The 16895-nt window shown below is 71.3% G+C and carries 11 protein-coding genes; 3 read left to right on the top strand and 8 right to left on the bottom strand.

Translation table 11 applies throughout. The features are described 5' to 3' along the window. Window positions 1-13: 13 nt before the first annotated feature. Entirely contained in the window at window positions 14-1228 is a 1215-nt protein-coding gene (locus OHB49_RS09850; protein WP_329159536.1) for an MFS transporter, read from the top strand. Window positions 1229-1448: 220 nt separating this feature from the next. Here the strand turns inward: OHB49_RS09850 and OHB49_RS09855 are convergent, their stop codons facing one another. The 6 genes from OHB49_RS09855 to OHB49_RS09880 form a co-directional block, all read right to left on the bottom strand. Further along, entirely contained in the window at window positions 1449-5210 is a 3762-nt protein-coding gene (locus OHB49_RS09855) for a S8 family serine peptidase (RefSeq protein WP_329159538.1), read from the bottom strand. 236 nt (window positions 5211-5446) lie between these two features. Next, on the bottom strand, window positions 5447-6598 hold the full coding sequence (locus tag OHB49_RS09860; RefSeq protein ID WP_329159540.1) for an XdhC/CoxI family protein: 1152 nt from the start codon (window positions 6596-6598) through the stop codon (window positions 5447-5449). Window positions 6599-6635: 37 nt separating this feature from the next. Next, window positions 6636-8099, bottom strand: coding sequence for an NCS2 family permease (locus OHB49_RS09865; protein ID WP_030917021.1), 1464 nt, complete (start codon window positions 8097-8099; stop codon window positions 6636-6638). Between the two features lie 466 nt (window positions 8100-8565). Then, on the bottom strand, window positions 8566-10950 hold the full coding sequence (pucD, locus tag OHB49_RS09870; RefSeq protein ID WP_030978241.1) for a xanthine dehydrogenase subunit D: 2385 nt from the start codon (window positions 10948-10950) through the stop codon (window positions 8566-8568). 2 nt (window positions 10951-10952) lie between these two features. Continuing rightward, a complete protein-coding gene (locus OHB49_RS09875) occupies window positions 10953-11546 on the bottom strand; it encodes a (2Fe-2S)-binding protein (protein WP_329159543.1) in 594 nt (197 codons plus the stop codon). Window positions 11547-11548: 2 nt separating this feature from the next. Continuing rightward, entirely contained in the window at window positions 11549-12439 is an 891-nt protein-coding gene (locus tag OHB49_RS09880) for an FAD binding domain-containing protein (protein ID WP_329159545.1), read from the bottom strand. Window positions 12440-12699: 260 nt separating this feature from the next. On the opposite strand from OHB49_RS09880, the gene OHB49_RS09885 reads away from it, so the two are divergent. Further along, on the top strand, window positions 12700-14454 hold the full coding sequence (locus OHB49_RS09885) for a PucR family transcriptional regulator ligand-binding domain-containing protein (protein WP_329159547.1): 1755 nt from the start codon (window positions 12700-12702) through the stop codon (window positions 14452-14454). A 152-nt stretch (window positions 14455-14606) separates the two neighbouring features. Further along, window positions 14607-15392, top strand: a complete 786-nt coding sequence (locus OHB49_RS09890; protein WP_030978257.1) for a hypothetical protein — start codon at window positions 14607-14609, stop codon at window positions 15390-15392. A gap of 23 nt (window positions 15393-15415) precedes the next feature. Here OHB49_RS09890 and OHB49_RS09895 read toward each other — a convergent pair whose 3' ends face one another. Next, window positions 15416-15856, bottom strand: coding sequence for a hypothetical protein (locus OHB49_RS09895; protein WP_329159549.1), 441 nt, complete (start codon window positions 15854-15856; stop codon window positions 15416-15418). A gap of 87 nt (window positions 15857-15943) precedes the next feature. Further along, a complete protein-coding gene (locus OHB49_RS09900) occupies window positions 15944-16789 on the bottom strand; it encodes a GntR family transcriptional regulator (RefSeq protein WP_329159550.1) in 846 nt (281 codons plus the stop codon). Window positions 16790-16895 lie beyond the last annotated feature (106 nt).

Consider the following 16895-nt stretch of genomic DNA (forward strand, 5'->3'; position numbering starts at 1 on the left):
AGGAACTGTCCTCATGCTTTCGCCTTCGCACCCTCCTTCGTACGCAACCGTCCTGCGCACCCGTCATGCCTGCCGCACCTTCGGCGCCGCACTGCTGGGACGGCTCTCGTACGGGATGGTCTCCCTCTCCCTGATGCTGGCGGTCAAGGATGCCACCGGCTCGTACTCCGTGGCGGGCGCCGTCATGGCGCTGTTCGGCACGACCAGTGTCTTCCTCTCACCCGTCCGTGCCGCGCTGATCGACCGGTACGGGCCACGCCGGGCGCTGCCGCCCATGGGGGCCACCTACGCACTGCTCCTCTCCGCTCTGGCGTATGCCACCTGGCAGCCCGGCGCCTCGGGGCTCCGGCTGGGGGCGCTGGCCGTCACGGCCGGTGCCTGCACCCCACCGCTCGGGCCCGTGATGCGGACCGTGTGGAGCAGCCTCGTACCCGACCGGGAACTGCTGCAGCGCGCGTACAGCCTGGACGGGGTGGCCGAGGAGCTGCTGTTCGTCACCGGGCCGTTGCTGGTGGGTCTGCTCGTGAGGTTCGCCGAGCCGGCGGCCGGTGTGGCCGTCAGCGCCGCGCTCGTACTCGTCGGCGCGTCGGCGCTGGTGTCGTCCCCGGCGCTGCGCTCTACGGGCGGCCGCCCGTCCGGGGCGACGCCCCTGCCGACTTCCGGACCGTCCGGGAAACGGCTGCTCGGGAACGTCGGGCTGCGTCACGCCGCCGTGGTCTCGGCCGGCGTGGGACTGTGCCTGGGCGCCCTCGACCTGCTCCTGGTGGCCTTCACCGAAGAGCGTCATCAGGGCGCCTCGGTGGCCTGGGTGCTGGCGGCGCTCTCCGCGGGGAGCGCGGTCGGCGGTCTGGCGTACGGCGCCGTCTCGTGGCGCATGCCGAGTCGGCTGCGGCTGACGGTACTTGGCACGGCCCTCGGGGTTTCCTCGGTCGCCGCGGGGGTGTCGCCGAACGTGTACGTCCTGGTGGCCGTGGTCGCCGCAGCCGGGCTGTTCGTCGCGCCGGCCATCACCACCGCCTATCTGATTGCGGACGAGTCCGTCGGCGCGGGCAGCCGTACGCAGGCCGGCGCCTGGGTCAACACCGCGCTCAATGCAGGGTCTTCCGGTGGTACGGCCGCGATCGGTCTGCTGGTGGGCCGGCTGCCGCTCACGGTGTGTTTCACGCTCGCGGCGGCGGCCCCGGTGCTGCTCTGCGCGGCGTTCGCCTTCAGCCGGGACGGACAGTGATGTTCTCGCTGCCCGCACTCCACACGGTGGCGGACGCGGACGGGCGTGCCCGGCCGTCCCGTGGGACGAACGGCTCGGGCCGGTGGTGAGCGACATGAGGAGGTAGCACCGTTCCCTCCACCGCACCGTTCCTCCGGAACGCGAAGAGGCGGCTCCGCTCCCCGGCAGGGAGTGCGGAGCCGCCTCGAGCAGCGTGCTCACCAGGCCACTTCGGCCGAGGTCACTTCAGACCGAACGCCCGGATGATCTCCTGGTCGATGCCGAGCCCGTTCCCGGCCTCGCTGTGCGCCTTGACCGAGACGAAGCCGCCGGCCTTCTTGGGCGTCTTGAACCGGGCGGTCCAGTTGCCCTCGAAGGTCTTGCGCAGCTCCGTGGCGCTCCAGGTCCTGCCGTCGTCGTAGCTGACCGACAGCGAGGCCTTCTTGGCCTTCACCGCACCGTCCAGCCACTCCTGCGTGCCGGAGGAGAGACCGATCTCGGTCCACCGGCCGCCCTCGACATCACCGGCGAGGTCGGTGTCGACCTTGTAGTCCAGCTGCAGCAGCGGGAGGTCGGCCTGCCAGGGACCGTTCTGGTCCATCTGGCCCGAGACGAAGCTCCACTCGGTGTGCGTGCGGGTGGAGGTCTTCCACACGTCACCGTCGCGGGTGGAGTCGAGGACGAAGCGGTACGGCAGCTTCTCCGCCGACAGGTCCCCGATGTATCCGGCCCGGCCTGCGACCTTCCGGATCAGCGTGTCGCCCTGGTAGAACGCGGTGGTGGTGGTGTCGTACTCGTCCTCCGGCATGGAGCCCGAGTGGCCCGCGCCCGAGTCCGTCCACGGGGTGAAGTTGAACTGCATGTCGTTGGTGACGGAACGGAACGGACCCCAGTAGCCGGTGCCCAGACGCGGCCGGCTGATCGGCGCGAACCAGTCGGCGGGGTAGGTGCGACCCGCCGTGTAGTCCATCTCGCCGCTGCGCATCTCGTGCGCGAATCCGGTCTCCGTGGCGTTGAAGACCGAGTGGTCCTCGTACCAGAAGGAAGCGCCGGGAAGCGGGGTGACCCACTCGTCGCGGGTGCCGGGGAACTTCTCGTACTCCGCGAAGCCGAGGCCCGGCCCGTAGTCCGGAATGTCGTAGCGGTAGCCCCCGCCGAGCGTGGCCTTGTGGCCGTAGAAGGCGTTCTCCACCTTCGCCAGCTCACCGGTCCTCGGGGCGAACGCCAGCGAGCGGTCCGGGACGCTGCCGTTGTGGCGGTCGACCAGGTCGTACACGTACCGGGCGAACCTGCGCTGGGTCATGGAGAGCTTCTCGCCCCGCGTGACCGCCTTGATCAGGGTCTCGCCGGCCAGCTGCTGCACCGAGGCGACCGGGATGGTGGTCGTGGTGCCGTACTCGGTGTACCACTCCATCGCCACGCCGCGTCCGTCGTTGACGACGAAGAGCGCCTTGGCGCCTGCGGCGAGCGCGTTGGCGAGCCGGTCGGCCGCGGCGACCTCGTCGCTGCGGCGGACCACGACAGCCTTGCCCCTGGCGTTCAGACCCTTGTAGTCGGCCTCGGCACCGTTGCCCGCGAAGACCGCGGCCAGCTTCTGGCTGCTGTCCTCGGCGACGGGCGCTCCGCCCTGCACGGTGACCGGCACATCACGGCCGTCGACCGACAGGTCGATCTGCTTCTCGCCCTGGCGCCAGCGGGTCAGGAAGCTGAAGCTGCCCTGGGTGACCTTCTTGGTGGGGCTTGCCCACAGCTGGTCGTACGCCACCGGGATCTGGTAGGCGTCACGGAAGACCCCGCCGTTCGGTGTGGTACGCGCCATGTCGTAGCGCAGCTGCCGGGTCTCGGTCTCCTTCGGCGTCCGCACACTGATCTTGCGGGCCTTGGACGCGTCCAAGGTGACGGTGGTCGGCTTGTCGAGGACCGTCTCGGGCTCCGCGAGGAAGGCGACGGCCTTCGAGTCCGGGCGGTCACCGTCGACGTCGACGGCGGCCCAGGAGGTGTAGGTGCCCGGGGGCAGCCGCAGCGTGCTGTCGCCGGAGACCGGGACGACATTGAGGGTGAGGAACGGGTCGCTCAGTTCGCCGAGGACGACATAGCCGTCCATCGGCTTGCCCGCGCGGTCGCGGAGCTTGAACGTGAGGTCGTAGAGCTCCTGCTCCTTGTTCAGGGCGAAGCCGGTGTGCGCGACTGTCGCGCCGGACGCGTCCTTCGCGACGACCTGACCGGAGAACGTGGTGCCGGCCGCGACCTTCGACGGGTCGAGCGAGAGCACGGCGTCGGCGGTGGAACCGGCGGGGACGGTCAGCTTCGACGCGGACAGCGTGTACGCGGCCGAGTCCGTGTCGGTGGCCAGGTCCAGGGTGACGTCCTGCGTACCGGTGTTGCGGTACGTGATCGTCCGCTCGGCGACCGCGTCGGAGGCGCTGTGCGGCCAGTCGTACGAGGCGACGGTGACGGAGCCGGTGGCCTCGATCGTCGTGTCGACCGCCGCCTTGACGTCGAGCCGGCCCGTGCCCTGCTCGTACGGCGTGTAGTCGGACAGCCGCTTCGACGAGGTCATCAGCGCGTCCTTGATGCGCTGACCGGACCAGTCGGGGTGACGCTGCTTCAGGATCGCTGCGGCGCCCGCGACGTGCGGGGTGGCCATCGACGTACCGGACATCTGCTGGTACATACCGCTGATGCCCGGGACCGCCTGCGAGGCCGCGGCGTTGATGTCGACGCCGGGGGCGGACAGGTCGGGCTTCAGGCCGTACGACCGGGTGAGCGGGCCCATGGACGAGAAGTCCGCGCGGGCGTCCTGCTTGTCGACGGCGGCGACGGTCAGCGCCTTCTCGGCCGAACCGGGCGAACCGATGGTGCCCGCGCCGTACGCGTTCCCGGCGGCGATCACGAACAGCGGACCACCGTCCGCCGAGAGGGCGTCGACCGCCTGCGACATCGGGTCGGTGCCGTCGTCCGGGATGCTGGAGCCGAGGCTCATGGAGACGACGTCGGCGCCTTCGGCCTTCGCCCACTCCATCGCGGCGATGATCCCGGAGTCCTCACCGGAGCCCCCGTTGCTGAGGACCTTGCCGATGATCAGGTCCGCGCCCGGGGCGACTCCCTTGTTGACACCGTCCGACGCGGCACCGGAGCCCGCGATGGTGGAGGCGACGTGCGTGCCGTGGCCGTTCTTGTCGAGGACTTCCTCACCGGGAACGAAGCTCTTGGACTCGAGAATGCGGTCCTTGACGTCCGGGTGGGTCGGGTCGATGCCGGTGTCGAGGACGGCGACCTTGGCGCCCTTGCCGTCATATCCCTCGGCCCACGCCTGCGGGGCATTGATCTGCGGCACGGAGTCCTTGAGCGTGGCCTTCGCGCGGCCGTCGAGCCACAGCTTGGCGATGCCGTCGTCCAGCGAACGGGCGTCGGACGGACGCGCGATGTCCTTCCAGAAGGAACGGGCGGTGTCCTTTTCGGCCTTCAGCGCGGCGCCATGGATGCTGTCGAGCCGGCGGACCGTCCTGGCACCACTGGGGGTGGCGGGCAGCGAACGGGACCGGCTCGCCGAGTAGGTGGCGATCAGCGGGATGCCACCGGTCCTCTTGTCGTCGTAGCCCATCTTGGCGAGGGCCGTGACATTGAACAGCCGGCGGTCCAGCTTCCCGGCTGCCAGCAGGGGGGTCGCCTCGTCGGGCAGGACGTAGATGTCATCTCCCGCCTGCTGCACATGCACACCACCGACCGCGCCGTCGGGCCGGTCCACCGTGACGGTGTCCTGCTTGCCGACGCCGTCCACGTAGTGGACGACGTCGCCCGTGAGCAGGGTGATGTCGTACTGACGGACGGGGGTCCGGGAGTGTCCGGTGGCCTCGGGGGCGGCCTGCGCCGCCGAAGCGACACCTGCCGCGGGCAGCAGGGCGCCACTGACGAGAGCGACGGAGGTCGCTATGAGCAGGGCCCTGCGTCCCGCACGCACGGGTCTCGCCCGGCCGGAAGCGGAGGAGGGTGTGAATGTCATGGGGGTTGATCTACCGGCAAATCCCCACCCGCGTCTGCGCCCATGGCTGGCGGGATGCCGCCGTGGCGGCATCCCGCCCTTTCAGGAGTTCCGGCGGACACCCCCTCAACTGCACCTCTTTCAGACCGTTTCACCTGGCCGGCGAGCGATGGCTCATGCTCACTCGGCGGCGTCACGCCGCGTTCCGGTGAGCCCGCTCGCCCGCGCCCGATTCCGTGTCGCAGTCCGGGTGCCGGTCAGGCCACCGAGGAGATCCGTCCGGCCACCGACCGGCCGCTTTCGTGATGGATCGGGGTGTGCGCGCCGGTGAGTGGGACTCCGCTGCCGCCGCGCCGCTCGGCGACGATCTCGGCGGCGATCGACAGGGCGGTCTCCTCCGGGGTGCGTGCGCCGAGATCGAGACCGATCGGCGAGTGCAGCCTGGCCAGTTCGAGTTCGGTGACGCCGACCTCGCGGAGCCGCTCGTTGCGATCCAGATGGGTGCGCCGCGAGCCCATCGCCCCGACGTACGCGACCGGCAGCTTCAACGCCGTCTCCAGCAGCGGGACGTCGAATTTCGCGTCGTGGGTCAGCACGCACAGGGCCGTGCGCGCATCCACGGCGGTGGCCGCCAGATAGCGGTGCGGCCAGTCGACGACCACCTCGTCGGCGTCCGGGAAGCGGGCCTCGGTCGCGAAGACCGGCCGGGCGTCGCACACGGTGACGTGGTACCCGAGGAATTTGCCGACCCGGACCAGGGCGGCGGCGAAGTCGATGGCCCCGAAGACGATCATCCGAGGCGGTGGGACGCTCGACTCGACGAGCAGCCCGAGCGGCCGGCCGCAGCGCGATCCCTCGGCGCCGATCGTGAGGGGGCCGGTCCGGCCCGCGTCCAGCATCGCGCGGGCCTCGGCCGCCGCGGTGCGGTCCAGCTCCGGATGCCCGCCGAGCCCGCCCTCGTACGAACTGTCGGGATGGACGAGGAGGGGGCGGCCGAGGAGTTCGGCAGGCCCGTCCGTGATCCGTACGACCGCCGCCGCCTCCCCTGTCGCCGCGGCGGCGAGCACGGCGGCGAACACCGGGCGTGCGGGGTCGTCCGCACGTACCGGTGTCACCAGGATGTCGATGACGCCGCCGCAGGTGAGACCCACGGCGAAGGCGTCCTCGTCGCTGTAGCCGAACCGCTCCCGTACGGTGGTGCCGTCGTCGAGGGCCTGTTGGCACAGCTCGTACACCGCGCCCTCCACACACCCGCCGGAGACCGATCCGACCGCCGTGCCGTCGCGGTCGACGGCGAGGGCGGCTCCCGGCTGCCGGGGCGCGCTCCCGCCGACCTCCACGACGGTGGCGACGGCGAATTCGCGTCCCTGCCCGACCCACCGATGTAGCTCTTCGGCGATGTCCAGCATGGCGTGTCTCCTTAAGCGTGGTGTTCAGGGTCGGGGGTCAGTTGACGCCCAGCCAGCTTTCGATCGGATGCAGAGCGAAGTAGACGACGAAGATCACCGTCAGGCCCCACATGAAACCGCCGATCTCACGGATCTTGCCCTGTGCCACCTTGATCGCGACATAGGAGATCACACCGGCGGCGACGCCCGGGGTGATGCTGTACGTGAACGGCATCAGCACGACGGTGAGGAAGACCGGAACGGCGATCGCGCGGTCGCTCCAGTCGACGTGCTTGGCGTTCTGCATCATCATCGCGCCGATGACGACCAGGGCCGCGGAGGCGACCTGGGGCGGCACGATCGCGGTGAGCGGGGTGAAGAAGAGGCAGGCCGCGAAGAACAGGCCGGTGACCACGGAGGCGAGGCCGGTCCGTGCGCCTTCGCCGACGCCGGTCGCCGACTCGACGAACACGGTCTGGCCGGAGCCGCCCGCGACACCGCCGATCGCACCGCCTGCGCCGTCGATGAACAGCGCCTTGGACAGGCCCGGCATCCGGCCCTTGTCGTCGGCCAGCCCGGCCTCCGTACCGACACCGATGATGGTGGCCATCGCGTCGAAGAAGCCGGCCAGCACCAGGGTGAAGACGATGAAGCCGACGGTCATCGCACCGACGTCGCCCCAGCCGCCGAATTCGACCTTCCCGAAGAGGGAGAAGTCCGGGGCGGAGACCGCACTGCCGCCCAGTTCCGGTGGCGACATGTTCCATGCCTTGGCGTCGAGACCGGCCGCCTTGTGGACGACGACCGCGATCACGGTGCCGACGACGATGCCGATCAGGATCGCGCCGGGGACGGCGCGGGCCTGCAGCATGAAGATCATCAGGAGGGTGACGCAGAAGATCAGGACGGGCCAGCCTGCGAGCTCGCCGTTGATGCCGAGCGTGACGGGCGGTCCGGTCGGCGAGCCCTTGCCGACGAACCCGGCCTTGTACAGGCCGATCAGGGCGATGAAGAGCCCGATACCCATGGTGATGCCGTGCTTCAGCGGGAGCGGGATCGCGTTCATGATCAGCTCACGCAGGCCGGTCACCACCAGGAGGCAGATCACCAGGCCGTACATCACGCACATACCCATGGCCTGCGGCCAGGTCATGGCGGGGGCGACCTGCGACGCGAGAACGCCGGAGACGCTGAGACCGGCGGCGAGCGCCAGCGGCACCTTGCCGACGAAGCCCATCAGCAGGGTGGTCGCGGCCGCGGCGAGCGCGGTGGCGGTGATCAGTCCCGGCTGGCTGAGCAGATGTCCTTCGACGTCCTTGCCGCCGAGGATGAGCGGATTGAGCAGCAGGATGTACGCCATGGCCATGAAGGTCGTGACGCCGCCGCGCACTTCGCGCGCGACGGTCGATCCACGCTCGGATATGTGAAAGTACCGGTCGAGCCAGGATCTGCCGGCGGGGATGCGCGAGCCGGGGCCCGCCTCCTCCGCGATGGTCCTGGGCTCCACTGACTGCTGGGTCATGATGCCTGACTCCCAAGGTTCACAGGGGCACCCGCGATGGAGACTCGGAATGCGGGATTTGGGATGACTGCTTGGCTGCACGACCCGGGGGACGGCCCGAGACGAACTGTTCATGCAGAGTGGATGTTCGGGTACTGCTCGGTGGTGCGGGTGTTTCCGGCACAGCGGTACTGCGGGTACTGCTGGGTGTTGCCGAGGACCGCGAGCGGTGCGGTACCCCGGGTCTCCGGGCGGTGCCGGCGGCGGAAGTGTGACGTTCCTGGAAGGCACGCACCGCCCGGAGAGTTCGGCGGGAGCCGCTCTCAGAGCCTGTCGGGTGACCTTCGATCGGAGAGCGGACGCGGCATGGTGCGTGCGATTCCAAGGCGCCGAGATGTCCTCGTAGCGGAGCTACCAGGGTATTTCGGCAACGCCGGAAGCGTGCGCGCCAGGGCGTGGCCGCCCGGTCAGGTCACCCGACAGGCTCTCAGGTGCCGGTGAGGTGCTCGGGGCGCACCGGCGTCCTGTTCAGCTCCAGGCCCGTCGCGTTCCGGATCGCCGCGAGGACGGCCGGGGTCGACGACAGGGTCGGGGCCTCGCCGATGCCACGGAGCCCGTACGGGGCGTGGTCGTCGGCGAGTTCGAGCACATCGACCGGGATGGTCGGCGTGTCGAGGATGGTGGGGATCAGGTAGTCCGTGAAGGACGGGTTGCGCACCTTCGCGGTCTTCGGGTCGACGATGATCTCCTCCATGACGGCGACCCCCAGTCCCTGGGTGGTGCCGCCCTGGATCTGGCCGACGACGGACAGCGGGTTGAGCGCCTTGCCGACGTCCTGGGCGCAGGCCAGTTCGATGACCTTGACCAGGCCGAGCTCGGTGTCGACCTCGACGACCGCGCGGTGCGCGGCGAACGAGTACTGGACGTGTCCGTTGCCCTGTCCGGTGCGCAGGTCGAACGCCTCGGTGGGCCGGTGGCGCCACTCCAGCTCGATGTCGACCGCCTCGTCCTCCAGTACGTCGACCAGATCGGCCAGCACCTCGCCGCCGTCGGTGACGACCTTGCCGCCTTCGAGGAGCAGATCGGCGGTGGCCCAGGCAGGGTGGTACGAACCGAACTTGCGGCGGCCGATCTCCAGGACCTTCTCGCGGACGGCTTCGCAGGAGTGCTTCACGGCGCCGCCGGTGACGTAGGTCTGCCGGGATGCGGAGGTGGATCCGGCCGAGCCGACCCGGGTGTCGGCCGGTTGGATGGTGACCTGGGCGACGCCGAGCTCGGTGCGGGCGATCTGGGCGTGGACGGTGACGCCGCCCTGCCCGACCTCCGCCATCGCCGTGTGCACGGTGGCGACCGGTACGCCGCCGACGACCTCCATCCGGACCCGGGCGGTGGAGTAGTCGTCGAAGCCCTCGGAGAAGCCGACGTTCTTGAGGCCGACCGCGTAGCCGATGCCGCGTACGACGCCTTCGCCGTGGGTGGTGTTCGACAGACCGCCGGGCAGGGCCCGCACGTCGGCCTGCTCACCGGCGACCTCCCACTGGCGCTCGGGCGGCAGCGGCCGGGCCTTGACCCGGCGCAGCAGCTCGGCGACCGGGGCCGGCGAGTCGACGACCTGCCCGGTCGGCAGGAGGGAGCCCTGCTCCATGGCGTTGAGCTGCCTGAACTCGACGGGGTCCATGCCCAGTTCGGCGGCGAGCTTGTCCATCTGCGCCTCGTAGGCGAAGCACGCCTGGACCGCGCCGAAGCCGCGCATGGCGCCGCACGGCGGGTTGTTGGTGTAGAGCGCGATCGCTTCGATGTCGACGTCGTCGATGACGTACGGGCCGACGGAGAGCGAGGAGGCGTTGCCGACGACGGCCGGGGAGGCGGAGGCGTAGGCGCCGCCGTCCAGCACGATGCGGCACTTCATGTGGGTGAGCTTGCCGTCGCGGGTGGCGCCGTGCTCGTACCAGAGCTTCGCGGGGTGGCGGTGGACGTGTCCGAAGAAGGACTCGAACCGGTTATAGACGATCTTGACCGGCTTGCCGGTGCGGAGCGCCAGCAGGCAGGCGTGGATCTGCATCGACAGGTCCTCGCGGCCGCCGAAGGCGCCGCCGACGCCGGAGAGCGTCATGCGGACCTTGTCCTCGGGCAGGCCCAGGACGGGGGCGATCTGGCGGAGGTCGGAGTGCAGCCACTGCGTGGCGACGTACAGATCGACGCCGCCGTCCTCGGCGGGGACCGCCAGGCCGGACTCGGGACCGAGGAAGGCCTGGTCCTGCATGCCGAAGACGTACTCGCCGCTGACGATGACGTCGGCGCGGGCCGCTGCCGCGTCCGCGTCGCCGCGGACGATGGGCTGGCGATGGACGATGTTCGGGTGCGGGACGTGCCCGGCGTGGTGGTCGTCGCGTCCCTCGTGGACGAGGATCGCGTCGGGGGCGGTGGCGGACGCCTCGTCGGTGATGACGGGCAGCTCGCGGTAGTCGATCCTGATCTTCGCGGCGGCGCGGCGGGCCGTCTCCGGGTGGTCTGCGGCGACGAGCGCCACCGGTTCGCCGTGGTGACGGACCTTGCCGTGGGCGAGGACCGGGGTGTCCTGGATCTCCAGGCCGTAGTTCTTCACCGAGGTCGGCAGGTCGTCGTAGGTGAGTACGGCGTGGACGCCGGGGGTGGCGAGGGCCTGGGAGATGTCGATCGAGACGATCTCTGCGTGCGCCACCGTGGAGCGCAGCGTGTGGCCCCAGAGCATGTCCTCGTGCCACATGTCCGAGGAGTACGCGAATTCACCGGTGACCTTCAGGATGCCGTCGGGGCGGAGCGTGGACTCGCCGATGCCGCCCTTGGTGCGAGTGCCCTGGTGGATGTTCGTGGGGGAGCCGGTAACGCCCATCGTCACACCGTCTCTTCCGCGCGGGCGGCCGCGAGGCGGACCGCGTCGAGGATCGTCTCGTAGCCGGTGCAGCGGCAGAGGTTGCCGGAGAGCGCCTCGCGGATGTCCGCGTCGGACGGATCCGGGTTGCGTTCCAGCAACTCGTCGGCGGCGACCAGCAGGCCGGGGGTGCAGAAGCCGCACTGGACGGCGCCGGCGTCGATGAACGCCTGCTGGATCGGGGAGAGTTCGCCGGTGTTGCGGGACTGTTCGGCGGCCGGCTTGGCCTCCCACCGGCGGGCCTGGTCGAGCGAGGTGCCGCAGGCGCCGGAGGCGCAGCCGCGGCCGGGGTGTGCCTCCGACCGGTGGGCGGCGAAGTCGGCGAGGCCCTCCACGGTGACGACCTCGCGGCCCTCCACCTGGCCCGCGGCGACCAGGCAGGAGCAGACGGGGACGCCGTCGAGGCGGACCGTGCAGGAGCCGCACTCGCCCTGCTCGCAGGCGTTCTTGGAACCGGGCAGGCCCATCCGCTCGCGCAGCACGTAGAGGAGGGACTCGCCCTCCCAGACGTCGTCGGCCTCGTGCTTACGGCCGTTGACCGTGAAATTCACGCGCATGATCAGGCAGCTCCTTCGGTGCTGCGGCCGTTGCCGCGGTACGACTCCCAGGTCCAGCCGAGGGTGCGGCGGGCCATGATTCCCACCGCGTGCCTGCGGTAGCTCGCGGTGCCGCGCACATCGTCGATCGGGTTGCAGGCGCCGGCGGCGAGCATGGCGAACTGCGCGGCGATGGACGGCGTGATGATGGTGCGGCTGTCCCAGAACCCGCCCTCTTCGAGCGCGGCGTTCAGGAATTCCTCCGCCTCCTTCGCCCGGACGGGTGTCGGGGCCGCGGAGCCGATGCCGGTACGGACCGTGCGGGTCTCGGGGTGCAGGGCGAGGCCGAAGGCACAGACGGCGATGACCATCGCGTTGCGGGTGCCGACCTTCGAGTACTGCTGTGGCCCGTCGGCCTTCTTGATGTGCACGGCCCGGATCAGCTCGTCCGGTTCGAGGGCGTTGCGCTTGACGCCGGTGTAGAAGGCGTCGATCGGGATCATCCGGGTGCCGCGCACGGACTCGGCCTCGACCTCGGCGCCCGCGGCGAGCAGCGCCGGGTGCGCGTCACCGGCGGGCGACGCGGTGCCGAGGTTGCCGCCGACACCGCCGCGGTTGCGGATCTGCGGGGAAGCGACGGTGTGCGATGCGAGCGCCAGACCGGGCAGCTCGGCCCGCAGGTGCTCCATGATGTGGCTGTACGGCACGGAGGCGCCGAGCCGCACGTCCTCCTGGCCCACCTCCCACTCGGACAGCTCACCGATGCGGTTCAGGTCCAGGAGGTACTCGGGCCGCCGGTGGTCGAAGTTGATCTCGACCATCACATCGGTACCGCCCGCGATGGGCACAGCCGTCGGGTGCTCGGCCTTGGCGGCGAGCGCCTCCTCCCAGCTGGCGGGGCGAAGGAAGTCCATGAGTGGCTCTCTTCTTCTCAATCGGGTCGTTCGCTGGGGCTGGGGACGGCCGACCCTCGATTGGCTTGTTCATGTGCTGTTAACGCGGTGTGTGGCCCAGTACACAACCGGGACTCCACGCGGTGCAGTCACCGAAACCATGAAGGAGTTGGCTGGTCTCCGTCCTCGTCTTGTAGATTCGAACGAATGGCGGGGCTCAGTAACCTCACCGCAATACCCAGTTTTCACCCGCATCAACGAAAGAGATCGGCGGCAACGACATGCGGCTGCGCGCACTGCTGGAAACCGATGCGCTGGGTCTGCGGCTGCTCGGCGGCGAGCACGAGCTCGACCGGTCCGTCCGCGGCGTCATGACCACCGACCTGCGGGACCCGAGCCGCTATCTGACCGGCGGCGAGCTGGTCCTGACCGGCCTGGCCTGGCGCCGGGACGAGGCGGACTCGGAACCGTTCGTACGGATCCTCGCGGGCGCCGGGGTCGCCGGGCTCGCGGCCGGCGAGGCGGAGCTCGGCGAGATCCCGAGCGATCTGATCGAGGCGTGCGAGCGGCATCACCTGCCGCTCTTCGCCGTCCACGAGACCGTCGCATTCGCAACGATCACCGAGTACGTGGTGCGTCAGGTCTCAGGCGAGCGGGCGGGCGATCTGGCGGCGGTCGTCGACCGGCACCGCAGGCTGATGACCTCGGGTCCGGCCGGTGGCGGCCCCGAGGTGGTCCTCGACCTGCTCGGCTCCGACCTCGACCTGCACGCCTGGGTGCTCTCCCCCACCGGCCGGCAGATCGCGGGCGCCGGTGCGCCGCTGCCCGGGCAGGTGGGCTCGACGCTGGCGGGCCACCATCTGGCCGCCACCCGCACCGGCCGCCGGGGTCCGCACCGGGCCACGGTCGACGGCGTCACGTATTCGCTGTTCCCGATCCGCAACACCAGCCGGGGCGCGGCCCCCGCCTCCCGCGACGTCCGCGAGTCGGTGCTCTCCGACTGGCTGCTCGCCGTCGAGGCCGACGCGAGCGACTGGCCGACCGCCCGGCTGGATCTGCTCCAGGGCGTCACCCAGCTGATCGCGGTGGAACGGGACCGGCGCGACGCGGCCCGTACGGTACGCCGCAGGCTCGCCCAGGAAGTCCTGGAACTGGTCCAGACGGGCGCCGCACCCACCGAGATCGCGGCCAGGCTGCGGGTCGCCGCCCCGGTCCTGCTGCCCGGCCTGGGTACCGCGCCGCACTGGCAGGTCGTGGTGGCCCGGGTCGAGTGGGGCGCGGAGGGTGCGCCGGGCCCCACGGGCGGGCCGGTCACATCCGGCATCGCGGGCGGCCCGGTGGCCCAGGCACTGCTGGAGGAGATCCTCGTCGACCCGGCGGTCACCGGCCCCGACTCCGCCGACCGGATCGCGGTCGCGCACACCGGCGACGAGGCCATCGCCCTCGTACCGCTGCCCGCTCGCGCCGCATCGCCCGCCGACGCCACGGACCTGGCGGAGGCCGACGACACAGGCGGCGCGACGACGGCCAAGGACGACCCGGCGCTGCACGCCGACGCACTGCTCGCCGCCGTCCGCGAACCACTGTCCGCGGGCCTCGCCGACGACGGCCGCCTGACACTGGGTGTCAGCGCCGCCGTGCACTCCCCCGAGGGTCTGCGCGGCGCACTGGAGGAGGCCCGGCACGCCCGCCGGGTGGCGGCGGCCCGTCCGGGCCGGGTCTGCGCGGCCGGTCACCACGAGTTGGCCTCGCACGTCCTGCTGCTGCCGTTCGTCCCCGACGATGTGCGCCGTGCGTTCACCGCACGGCTGCTCGACCCGCTGCGCGACTACGACCGCCGCCACCGCGCCGAACTCATCCCCACGCTGGAAGCGTTCCTGGACTGCGACGGTTCGTGGACCCGATGCGCGGCCCGGCTGCACCTGCACGTCAACACTTTGCGCTACCGGGTCGGGCGAATCGAGCAGTTGACGGGGCGTGACCTTTCCCGCCTGGAGGACAAGCTCGATTTCTTCCTGGCCCTGCGTATGAGCTGACTCGGCGGACCTACCACAGCCCTGCCCGCGACCGACCGATTGTGAATTCATTCACCTGACCCCTTGGCCCGGCGTGCCATTCCGTGCTGAGATGCCGCCAGACTCAACAGCTCAATGGCGTGCTCGGGGAGGGCAATGTGGCGCATACCGCCATGTCTGGTTCCGGAACGACAGCAGATGACGATCCGCCGCTCCAGACAGCGGTATGGCGGCTGCGGTCACGCGCCTGCTGGACGGATGCCGCCGCTCTGCTCGAGCACGACGCCGCCGCCGATCCGGCCGCGGCGCTCCAGCGGACGGCGCTGCTGACCGAGCGGTGCCTGTACACCGGCCAGGGCTGGACCGAAGCCGAGGACGCCCTGCGCACCGCCGAGGCCCTCGCCCACGACGACGCCGAGCGAGGGGCCGCGGCTTGTGAACGGGGTCACCTGGCGTACGCGTCGACGCTTCTCGGGGTACGGGACCGGGCCGACGAGGCCCGGGTCGCGCTGAGCCGGTCCGCGGCGCTGCTCTCCCCCGCCGCCCCGGCGCGCCCGCTGCTCGACTTCCGCCGGGGCCTGATCGCACAGAACATCGCCGATTCGCCGCAGGCCGCCCGCGCCGCCTACCGCAGGGCGCACGCCGGGGCCACGGCCCAGGGCGACGAGCTGCTGCTCTCCTCCACCTGGCGCCATCTCGCGCTGCTCTCGCTGCGCGAGGGCGAAATGGCCGAGGCCCGGCACGGGTTCGCCGAGTCGCTGCGGATAAGGGAGGAGCTGGGCTACCTGGTCGGCACGGCCCCGGCCCTCATCGCCCTGGCGGACACCGAACCGGAACCGGAGGCGGCTGCGCGGCTGCGCGCCGAGGCGGGCCGGCTCTTCCGCCTCCTGGGCGGTGTCCCCACCTGGCTGGCCCCGCACCTGGACCCGCCCGCCGCGGGGACGGCCGAGGCCAACTGAGCACGGGCCGCCACGGAGGACCGTCAGGCACGGCCCTCGACCGAGTCGCCCGGCTGCCGGCCCGCGTCGCTCCACTCGGGGGTCGGCGTCGGACGCGGTGGCGCGGGTGGCGGGGTCGGGCCGCGGTTCGGGTTCTGCGGGACCGCGGCGGCGGGTTTTCCGTTCTGCCCGCCGCCGTCGCGCCGGGGCGGCGTGACGGGGGATTTCGGCGGTGCGGGCTTCCTCGTCGGCGGCACGGAGACGGCGACCGCGGCGGAGGCGGACGGGCTCGCGGAGGGCGTCGGCGAAGGCGCGGCGGAATCGGCGGGTGTACGGGTGGGGCTCGCGCTCGGCGACGGCGTCGCGGGAGCGGGCTTCCCGGGAGGCTTCCGGGTGGACTTGCCGGACTCGGAGCAGCCCGCCGCCGCCAGTACCAGCACCACCAACAACGCGGACGCCGACCGAGGCCCTCGGTTCCGTATCATCCCCGCCCCTCGAAAACGATCATGCGATGAGAGGCACAGAGTATCCACAGCGGTCCGTGGATGTGGCGGCAGCCCGGACGAGGCAGGTCAGCGGTCCGCGCCGGCGAAGTGTTCGCGTACCAGCGACTGCACGACGGGCAGGTCCTCGGCGATCAGCGCGTCGAGCAGCGCGGTGTGTTCCACGGCGTCGGCGAGGAGGTCGGCCCGGCGGGTGGCCGGGTTGTGCCCCAGGGGCCACTGGGAGCGGCGGTGCAGGTCGTCGGCGACCATCACGAGTTGCTGGTTGCCGGAGAGCGCGAGGACCGCTCGGTGGAAGGCCCGGTCGGACTCCGCGTAGCTGGCCCGGTCGCCCACCGCGGCGGCCGCGACCGTGGCATCGGCCAGCGGGCGCAGGGCGGTCCAGCGGGCCTGGTCCACGGTGCGGGCCAGCCGCAGCATGACGGGGACCTCGATCAGGGCGCGCACCTCGGCCAGCTCGGCCAGCTCGTGCGGGCCTCGCTCGGCGACCCGGAAGCCCCGGTTCGGGACGACCTCCACGGCACCTTCGATGGCGAGCTGCTGCATCGCCTCACGGACCGGTGTCGCCGAGACACCGAAGCGGGCGCCGAGCACCGGGGCGGAGTAGACCTGGCCCGGCAGCAGCTCACCGTCGACGAGGGCGGCGCGCAGTGCGTCCAGGATCTGCCCGCGTACGGAGTGCCGCTGCACCACGACGCGGGGCACGGGCGACTCGCAGTGGGTGTGCTCCCCGCGGGCCTGCTCGCCGCATGGCTGTTCACCGGGTGACTGCGCAACGGGTTGCTGCTCGTCCCGCGCCCGCGGGGCGCGCGCCTGCCCCGGCACCCGGTCGGGGGCCGCGGCCGACTGGGGGGCCGCGGATGCGGTGGACGTGTACGGCGGACGCACCTGCTGATGCGCTCTGCCCTGCTCCACTCCGACCTCCTCGGCCTGCTCCGGGCCGGCCCCGCCTGCGCCATGCCTCCTGTGCACGATAGGCGGAGGAGGGCGCAGTTCAAACATCGATCTCTTCGGGTAAGGT

It is taken from the genome of Streptomyces sp. NBC_01717 (assembly GCF_036248255.1).
GTDB lineage: Bacteria > Actinomycetota > Actinomycetes > Streptomycetales > Streptomycetaceae > Streptomyces.